The organism is Arthrobacter sp. 05L45_2, assembly GCF_056397525.1.
Genome location: NZ_JBFTNO010000217.1, coordinates 1 through 5337, shown reverse-complemented (window position 1 = coordinate 5337; position 5337 = coordinate 1). Strand labels below are relative to the sequence as shown.

The following is a 5337-nucleotide window of genomic DNA, read 5'->3' as shown; positions in this document are numbered from 1 at the left end:
ACCAGGCCCACGGCCACCAGCAGGAGGCTCGCGACGAACGGGACGCGCCAGCCCCACGCCAGGAACTGCTCGTCGCTCAGGGAGTTTTCCAGGACCAGCAGGACGCCGGTGGCCAGGAGCATCCCGGAGGTGGGGCCCAGCTGGGTGGCGCTGGAGGTCAGTCCGCGCTTCTTCGGCGCCGCGTGCTCGACGGTCATAAGGGCCGCGCCGGCCCATTCGGCCCCGTAGCCGATGCCCTGGACCACGCGCAGCAGGAGCAGGAGCGCCGGCGCCACCCAGCCGAGCTGGGCGTAGGTGGGCAGGAGCCCGATGGCCGTGGTCGCGAGCCCGGTCAGGAGCAGGGACGCCACGAGCACGCTCTTCCGGCCGATCCTGTCGCCGTAGTGCCCGCCCAGCACGCCGCCGATCGGCCGCGCGACGAAGCCGACGGCGTAGGTGGCGAAGGCTGCGATGGTGCCCACGAGCGGGGCGGCCGGGGCGAAGAACAGCGGGCCGAAGACGGTCGCTGCGGCCAGGCCGTACAGGACGAAGTCGTACCCCTCGATGGTGGTGCCGATGAAGCTGGCAACGGCCACCTTCCCGGTCATTTTCTGCGGGCGGGTTTCAGTACTCATATGCGGTCTCCTGGCGTATGCCGGGAAAGCGCTGCTTCCGGGATTCAAGCCGCGTGGGCCGCAAATCCGAGCGGAAGACGGCGCCTTCTCCATCGGTCCTGGCGGTAGCACCGTCCTCAATGAGGGGGTTGCTGCGGCGTCACAGAGCCAGATCTCTCAGCCGCTCGGGATGGTTACGAGTCCATCTCACACGGCAGGCGGCGAATACGGAAAAAGTCGGTCACATTTTGTAACCGACTCCCGTTGCGCCGTGCGGCAGGTGCTGGGTGCGCCGCTAGAGGCCTATCCGCCACCCCAGCCGGGCGGGGCACTCGTTGACCACGACGTCCAGTCCGGCGGCCGTGGCGCGTGAAACCGCGGCGTCATCGAAGACGCCCAGCTGCAGCCAGACGGCCTTGGCGCCGATGGCGATGGCCTCATCAATGACGGCGCCCACCTTCCCGGAGTTGACGAAGCAGTCCACGACGTCGATCGGGTGTTTCGCGGCGGGGATCTCCGCCAGGGACCGGTACCCAGTTTCCCCGTGGACGTCGTCGCCCGGGAGGTTGACGGGGATGATGTCCATGCCCATACGGTCGCGGACGTACAAGGAGACCTCAAAGGCCGACCGCCATTCATTGGTGGTCAGGCCCACCACCGCCCACGTGCCCTTGGTTCGCATAAGGCGCTCAATGACTGCCGGATCGTTAACGTGGACCATGCATTAACCCTACTCCTGCGCCCGGCGCGCACGATTGTCGAATAAATGACTGATTTTGATACCACATCAGGAGCGCCAGTGAATATTACAGCAACGTGTGGCTGGATTTTGCAGAATCGTGCATCTCGGTTCTAGTAGGTAGTGACCATCCCGAGCGGCTGAGGGACCTGGACCTATGAAGCCGCAGCAACCCCCGCCACGGCGAGGGTGCTACTGCCAGGACCGATGGAGTGCTGCACATGACCCCTGAAACCACGTCCACCCTGCCCGCTCCCGTCCGGGTCCCGGGCGCGGGCGCGGCGGCCACGCCCGAGCCGGATTCTGTGGCGTTCTGGGAAACCCAGGCGCTCCGTCTCGACTGGGCTCAGCCGGCCGCCGGCGAAACCAAACCCTGGCACACCGCCTACCGCCGGGTCCCGGCCGATCCCGCGGCCGGCCACGGCCCGGAGATCAGCTGGTTCGACGGCGGCAAGCTCAACGTCGCCTACAACTGCGTCGACCGCCATGTAGCGGCGGGACGCGGGGACAAGGTGGCCCTGTTCTTTGAGGGCGAGCCCGGCGACCGCCGCACTGTCACGTACGCCGAGTTGCAGCGCGAGGTGGCCAAGGCTGCCAATGCCCTGCTGGACCTCGGCATCGCCAAGGGCGACCGGGTGGTCATCTACCTGCCCGTGATCCCCGAGACCGTGATCATCACCCTGGCAGTGGCCCGCATCGGTGCCATCCATTCCCTGGTCTTCGGCGGGTTCTCCGCGGAGGCCCTGAGGTTCCGGGTGGAGGACACCGGCGCCAAGCTGCTGGTCACCACCGACGGCCAGTTCCGGCGGGGAGCTGCCGTCCCGGTTAAGGCCAACGCGGACGCCGCCGTCGCCGGCACGAACGCGATCGAACACGTCCTGGTGGTCAACCGGACCACCCCGGCCGGTGAGCTGGACACGGTCCCGATGACCGCGGGCCGCGACGTCTGGTGGCACGACGCCGTCGGCGCCGCGTCGGATGCCCACACCGCCGAGGCCTTCGACGCCGAGACGCCGCTGTTCATCATSTACACCTCGGGGACCACCGGGAAGCCGAAGGGCCTGGTCCACACCTCCGGGGGCTACCTCACCCAGGCGTCCTGGAGTTTCGAGCACCTCTTCAGCAACCCGGACCCTGCCCTCCGCGACCGGGATGTCCACTGGTGCACGGCGGACCTGGCCTGGGTTACGGCGCATACCTACGAGCTCTACGGCCCGCTCTCCAACGGCGCCACGCAGGTGATCTTCGAGGGCACCCCCAACACCCCGCACCCGGGCCGGCACTTTGAAATCATCGAACGCTACGGGGTGACGCAGTACTACACCGCGCCCACCCTGGTCCGGTCCCTGATGGGCTGGTTCCCCGAGGGTGTCCCGGACACGTACGACCTCTCCTCGATCCGCCTCCTCGGCACGGTGGGCGAGGCGATAAACCCCGAGGCWTGGCGCTGGTTCCGGGMSAACRTSGGCGCCGGMACSGCSCCSGTGGTGGACACCTGGTGGCAGTCCGAGACCGGCGCCACCATCCTCTCGCCCGCCCCGACCGACTCCTCGTTCAAACCCGGCTGCGCGGCCCGCCCGCTGCCCGGCGTGAGCACCCGGATCGTCGACGACGCCGGCGCCACGGTTCCGCCGGGCGTGCAGGGCTTTATTGTGGTGGACTCCCCCGGCCCGGCGATCGCCCGGACCGTGTGGGGCAATCCGGCCCGCTACTACGACTCGTACTGGCGCCAGTACGCGCAGCAGGGCTGGTTCCTCGCCGGAGACGGTGCCAAGTACGACGACGACGGCGACATCTGGATCCTCGGGCGGGTGGACGACACCCTGAACGTTTCCGGCCATCTGCTCTCCACCATCGAAATCGAATCGGCCCTCGTGTCCCACCCGGACGTGGTGGAAGCCGGCGTCTGCCCGGTCGCCGACGCCAAAACCGGGCACGCCATCGTCGCATACGTGGTCCTCCGCGAGTCGGCAGCGATCCCCTCCCGCCGCTTAGCGTTCACGGAGGGAATCACCGCCGATTTGAAGGCGCATGTGGCGAAGGCGATCGGGCCGATCGCAAAGCCGCGAGACGTCGTCGTTGTGCCCGATGTCCCCAAGACCCGCAGCGGCAAGATCATGCGCCGGCTGCTGACGCAGCTCTTCGAGGGCACCGAGCTCGGCGACACCACGTCGCTGCAGAACGAACCGTCGATCGCCGGCATCCAGGCCGCCCTCCGTGACCGCAACAGCATCCCCGCCACACCCCAGAAGTTAGGAACCTCATGACTGACATCAGCAGCGTCGCCCGTCTCTCCGAACCGCTCAAGTTCGCCTACTGGGTCCCGAACGTGTCCGGCGGCCTGGTGGTCTCCACCATCGAACAACGCACCGGCTGGGACTTCGACTACAACAAGAAGCTCGCCCGGATCGCCGAGGACTCCGGCTTTGAATACGCCCTCACCCAGACGCGCTACGCAGCCTCCTACGGCGCGGACAAGCAGCATGAGGCGACCTCGTTCAGCCTCGCCCTGCTCGCCGCGACCGAACGGCTCAAGGTGATCTCGGCCGTGYACCCGGGCATGTGGCACCCCGGCGTCCTGGCGAAGTTCATCATCACCGCGGACCACATCTCCAACGGCCGTGCCGCCGTGAACATCGTCTCCGGTTGGCTGAAGGCCGAGTTCGAAAACTTTGGCCTCGAATGGCTCGAACACGATGAGCGCTACGTCCGCACCGAGGAATTCATTCGGGTGCTGCGCGGACTCTGGACCGAAGAGGCCTACAGCCAGAGTGGAAAGTACTACAACATCACCGATTTCACCCTGCAGCCGTCCCCGGTGGACGTGCCCGGCCGCGCGCACCCGGAGATTTTCTTCGGCGGCAATTCCACAGCGGCGCAGGCCACGRCCGGCCGCGTGGCGGACTGGTACTTCTCCAACGGCAAGGACCTGGAGGGGTTCAAGGACAACATCGCCGGAGTGGTGGCCGCAGCCGCGGAAACGCGCCGCGGCGCCGGCGGTGCCCTGCCCGCACCCAGGTTCGGCCTGAACGGCTTTGTCATCGCCCGGAATTCGGAAAAGGAGGCCCGGGACACCCTCCGCGAGATCGTCGCGAAGGCACACAAGGCCGCCGTCGAGGGGTTCCGCGCCGCGGTCCAGGAAGCCGGTGCGTCCACGAAGGACGGCAAGGGCATGTGGGCCGACTCCAGTTTCGAGGACCTGGTCCAGTACAACGACGGCTTCAAGACCCAGCTGATCGGCACGCCGGAGCAGATCGCGGAGCGGATCGTGGCGTACAAGAAGATCGGCGTGAACCTGTTCCTGACCGGCTACCTGCACTTCCAGGAGGAGGTGGCCGCGTTCGGCCGGGATGTCCTGCCGATCGTCCGGGAGCTCGAGGCGGACCTGGCCCGCAAGCACGGCACCGAACTGGTCCCCACCCGCCCCCTAGCCTCGCAAGCTCGGCCAGGGAACCCTGCGGGCGTGGGCCCATCCACTCCTGTCACCAAGATTGAGGTGAACGCGTAATGGCCGACCGCACCTTTGGTTTCCGCACCCGCGCCCTGCACGCCGGCGGGACGCCCGACGCCGAGCACGGCGCCCGCGCAGTGCCGATCTACCAGACCACGTCCTTCGTGTTCAAGGACACCCAGGACGCCGCGAACCTGTTCGCGCTGCAGAAGTACGGGAACATCTACTCCCGCATCGGCAACCCCACGGTGGCCGCGTTCGAGGAACGTATCGCCTCCCTCGAGGGCGGCATTGGCGCGGTCGCGACGTCGTCGGGCATGGCCGCGGAGTTCATCACCTTTGCCGCGCTCACCCAGGCCGGCGACCACATTGTCGCGGCCTCCCAGCTCTACGGCGGCACCGTGACCCAGCTGGATGTCACGCTGCGCCGTTTCGGCGTCGACACCACATTCGTGGCCGGCACCGACCCGGCAGACTACGCCGCGGCGGTCCGGGACAACACCAAGGCGATCTTCGTGGAGGTGGTGGCCAACCCGTCGTCGGAGGTCCAGGAC

5 protein-coding genes and 2 riboswitches are annotated in these 5337 nt (G+C 67.6%); of the genes, 3 read left to right on the top strand and 2 right to left on the bottom strand.

What is annotated here, in order from left to right; all coding sequences use genetic code 11:
* Nucleotides 1–614: MFS transporter (locus AC1DHD_RS14085; RefSeq protein ID WP_476880310.1), on the bottom strand; the 614-nt coding region annotated here is incomplete at its 3' end.
* Between the two features lie 86 nt (nucleotides 615–700).
* A riboswitch (SAM riboswitch) is annotated at nucleotides 701–790 on the bottom strand.
* A 98-nt stretch (nucleotides 791–888) separates the two neighbouring features.
* Nucleotides 889–1314, bottom strand: a complete 426-nt coding sequence (locus tag AC1DHD_RS14080) for a CoA-binding protein (protein ID WP_476880309.1) — start codon at nucleotides 1312–1314, stop codon at nucleotides 889–891.
* Between the two features lie 142 nt (nucleotides 1315–1456).
* Nucleotides 1457–1546: riboswitch (SAM riboswitch) on the top strand.
* 7 nt (nucleotides 1547–1553) lie between these two features.
* On the opposite strand from AC1DHD_RS14080, the gene acs reads away from it, so the two are divergent.
* The 3 genes from acs to AC1DHD_RS14065 all read left to right on the top strand — a co-directional run.
* Nucleotides 1554–3599, top strand: coding sequence for an acetate--CoA ligase (gene acs, locus AC1DHD_RS14075; protein ID WP_476880308.1), 2046 nt, complete (start codon nucleotides 1554–1556; stop codon nucleotides 3597–3599).
* Nucleotides 3596–4840: a dimethylsulfone monooxygenase SfnG gene (sfnG, locus tag AC1DHD_RS14070; protein ID WP_476880307.1), complete on the top strand. Its 1245-nt coding sequence runs from the start codon at nucleotides 3596–3598 to the stop codon at nucleotides 4838–4840. Before acs ends, sfnG begins: the two co-directional genes overlap by 4 nt.
* Nucleotides 4840–5337, top strand: a 498-nt coding sequence (locus AC1DHD_RS14065) for a PLP-dependent transferase (RefSeq protein WP_476880306.1), incomplete at its 3' end; no start/stop codon positions are given. The genes sfnG and AC1DHD_RS14065, both read left to right, overlap by 1 nt.